This is a genomic window from Cellulosimicrobium cellulans, assembly GCF_042723955.1.
GTDB classification, from domain to species: Bacteria; Actinomycetota; Actinomycetes; order Actinomycetales; family Cellulomonadaceae; genus Cellulosimicrobium; species Cellulosimicrobium cellulans_H.
Genome location: NZ_JBHXIC010000072.1, coordinates 19,032 through 22,936 on the forward strand (window position 1 = coordinate 19,032; position 3,905 = coordinate 22,936).

Annotated in this window: 1 protein-coding gene; it reads right to left on the reverse strand. The window is 72.4% G+C overall.

Translation table 11 applies throughout. From position 1 onward, the window contains the following. On the reverse strand, positions 1–3,530 hold a 3,530-nt coding region (locus tag ACFWH7_RS16520), incomplete at its 3' end, for a PQQ-dependent sugar dehydrogenase (protein ID WP_378217976.1). Positions 3,531–3,905: the final 375 nt, after the last annotated feature.

Consider the following 3,905-nt stretch of genomic DNA (forward strand, 5'->3'; position numbering starts at 1 on the left):
GGGGGGCGGGCGGCGGCGGGGGGGGCCCCGCCCCCCCGGGGCCGCCCCCCCCGGCGGGGGGGCGGGCCCCGGGGCGCCGCACGCGCGCCGGGTCCCGCCCGCCCCCCCCCCCCCAACGCCTTGCCGGCGAGGCAGCGCGGCGAGACGGCCACGTCGAGCTCGACCCCGGCCGGCTCCACGGCCGGCGTGACGACGAGGTCGCGCAGGCTGCCGGTGTTGTCGAACGAGCCGAAGCCGACCCGGCCCTCGGCGAACGTCGTGTCGTTCGCCGTGAGGAGGGGCGTGTCGAGGCCGTCGACGTAGACGGCGACGTCGCCGCTGTCCGCGCAGCGCACCACGCGCACGTCGTGCCACTCCTCGTCGGTGACCGCCGGGGGAGCGCCGACGGCGCCGTCCCACTGGTCGTCGATGCGCTCCCGGTCCTTCCCGTCGACCTTGAAGATGCCGTTGTGGGCGTAGATCGTGTTGTCCTGCGACAGGTGCGCGTAGTAGTACTCGGTGTCCGACTGCCAGCCGAACACCACGATGACGTCCCGGTTGTTCACGGACGCCGGCGCGTCGAGCCTCACCTCCGCGCTCAGGTCGAACGACCCGAGCTCGGGGCCCTCGGTGAGCACGGCGTACTCGAACGGGCGCCGGATGCCGTCGTTCGGGTTGTCGCCCGCCTGGGCGAGGACGACCGCGTCCCCGGGGAACTGCCACTTCGACGGCGTGCGCGGCGCCCAGTGCTCGGCCGCCATGACGTCGGTGATCGGCTCACCCGCCGGCGCGCACGACGGCGGTGCCGGAGGCTCGACCGGCTCCGCGCCGAACAGCGCGTACTGCGCGGCGACCTGCTCGGGCGTCGGGACGACGTCGAGGAACATGAGGTCGTCCATGCGGCCGTGGAACGGGTTCGCCTCGCGTGTGTCCTGCGGGAAGCTGCCACCGATCTTGAGCCCGGCCGGGTCGGTCGGGGACGTGGCGCCGGCACCCCACGGGTTGGAAGCCGTGTAGCGGCCCTCGAGCTCCTCGCCGTTCATGTAGAGCTTCATCTCGCCGCCCGCGAAGTCGAACGTCGCCGCGAGGTGGACCCAGCGGTTGCGCTCGAGGATCTGGTCCCACGGCAGGTCCGCCGCGAACGTCCACGATCCCGCGCCGTCGACCCGACGACCGAGCGCGACGAGCTTGAGCTCGCCGTCGACCGTGATGACCTCGAGCAGCGCCCGCACGGCGTGGCCGTCCGACGTCCCCGTGAGGACGCCCGCGAGACCGATCGCGTTGTAGCGGTCGTCGGGGTTCGTGGTACCCGAGTTGAGGGCCGGGTGCTCGCCGGTCGGCTTGAACCAGCCCATGACGGAGATCTCGTCGGCGCCGGCGAAGGCCCCGAGCGAGTCCACCCCGGCGGGGTCGTAGACGCCGGCCTTCCAGTCGTCGTTCGACGACGTGAGCGGGCTCATCTGCTGCGTCTGGAGCGCCTCGCCCGCGCCGGGGTAGGCGCGGTCGGCCACGCGCATCTCGACGCCGCCGTTGACGAGCTCGATGTTCGTGCCGGACCAGCCCTGGTCGGCCTCCCACGTCGTCGCGCCCGTCACCGGGTGGTCGAAGTCGTAGTGCGCGACCAGGTTCGGCGCGAGCTCGGGCAGCGCGACGGGGGACGAGGCGGTCACGCGGCGCGCGCCGGTGACCTGCCAGATCTTCCCGTTCGCCTTGGAGATGAGGTACAGCTCGCCGTCGGCGTCGGACCCGAAGCGCAGGTCGACGCGCTGGTCGCCGACGAGCTCCTGGAACGTGGTCTCCTGCCCGTCGGCGAACACGCGCAGGTGCTCGATCTCGGCCAGGTCCGCGAGGTCGCCGTCGTTGCGCACCATCTCGTCCTGCTCGGTGGCGAGCACCCAGCCGCGCACGAGGTCCGTGAAGAGGTAGCGCCCGCGCAGCTCGGGGATGTCGCCGCGGTAGACGAACCCGCCGTTGAGCGCGACGCCTGCGTCACCGGTCTGTCCGGGGTCGCGGTTGTGGTCGTACGCGGCCACGGGGTACGTGAACCCGTTCTCCGCGTCGTTCTCGGGCAGCGGGTAGATCTGCCGGTTGTCCGCGAGGAACGAGCCCTCGCGCACGGACCAGCCGAAGTTGTCGCCAGGCTCGACGGCGTAGACCGACTCGACCTGCCACTCGCCGATGTGCCCCAGGTACATGGTGTGGTCGCCCTCGGGGTCCCAGCTGATGCGGTGCGGGTCGCGCAGGCCGACGGCGTAGATCTCCGGCAGCGCTCCCGGCGTGCCGACGAACGGGTTGTCCGCCGGGATGCCGTACCGCCCGTTGGCGGCGTTCGTGCCCAGCGGGTCGATGCGGAAGACCTTGCCCTGCGGCGTCGCGAGGTTCTGCGGGTTGCCGTTGCCGACGCCGTTGCCGCCGTCGCCCACGAGGACGTAGAGGTTGCCGTAGTCGGCGTCGCCCTCGGTCACCGTGGGGTTGAAGGCGATCTGCTGCACCGTGTGCACGCGGCCGGCGAACGGTACGCGCAGGACCTCGCGGCTCGTGCCCGCGAAGACCGGTGCGGACGGGTCGGTCGCCTTCCACTCCGTGACGACGCTGTGGAACTGCGTGTTGCCGTACGCGGGGTAGTCCGGGGTGTCCTCCGTCAGCGCCGTGCCGCCCTCGGTGTGCACCGTGTAGAACAGGCCGTTCTCCGCGAAGTCGGGGTGGAACTCGGCGGAGCCGAGGCCCGTGCCGAGGCCCGCGCTGTTGTGGAAGTTGTCGAGGAACTGCTGGCGCACGTCCAGGTACGGCACGTACGCGCCCGTGTCCTTGTCGACCGTGTAGAGGACGGCGTTGTTGTCCGGCACCATGAGGCGGCCCGAGTCGTCCGGGATCTCGTCGAGGTGGGTGATGCGGTTGTGCCGGACGAGGCGCTGGTCCTGGGTGGCCGGGGTCGTCTGCGACTCGGGGAGCTGGGCCAGCTCCGTGACCTCGATCCCGAGCGTCGACGGCGTCGGGTCGGGCAGGGGGTTGAGCAGCGGCTCGTTCGGCGTCGTGCCGCCTGCGGCGCAGTCGGCCGGGTTGCCCGTGGGGATCGCGAGGTTCTGTCCGGCCGTGTCGACCGCGACGTCGTCGAGCATGAGGCGCCCGGCGCTGCTGGCGCCGTTGATCCAGAAGAACCGGTCGAGCGCCGACGTGACGCCCTGGCGGAAGCCGAACTGCTGCTCCGTGCCCTCGGGCAGCCGGGTGATCTCCTCGTAGGGGCCGCCCTGGCTGTAGACGCTGACCTTGTCCGTCGCGTTGTCGGCGACGATCCAGACGCACTGCCACGTGTCGCGCGACCAGACGCCCGCGGGCTTGAAGGCGCCGCCGTCGCGCACGAGCATGACGTCGTTGTTCTGGTTGTTCACGTATGCGCGGCTGTTCACGTAGTCGGACGGGGCGTCGACGTCGGTGATCCCGAACGACGTGTCGACGCTCCCCGTCCGCATGAAGCGGAAGAACACGGTCCCGGTCGTGCCGTCGGCGATCCCGGGGACGGCACGGTGGGCACGCTGCGTGCCGCCGACCATCTCGAGCACCTGGTTGTTGCCGTTGAGCGGGTCGGCGATGACCCGGGCCGCGGTCGACGCGGACCAGCCGTCCTGGCCGTTCAGCGCGGTGCGCTGGTAGGCCTCGAAGCTGAGGACCTCGGTGAACTCGTCCGCGGCCTCCTCCGCGGCCGCCGGTGGTCCGAGGAGGGTGCCCCCCAGGACGGCCGCGGGGGGGTGGGGGGTAGGGCGGCTCGCAGGTTGGGGCGCGATGGTTGTGTTTATGGTATGGTGCGGGTTGGTGGGGGGGGGGTGGGCGTCGGGGGTGGCCGCGGGCGGCGGGTGGGGTTTGTTCGGGGGGGTCCCACCGGGCGTTGGGGGGTGGCCGGGGGTGGCCGGGCGGGGCGGCCGCGGCCC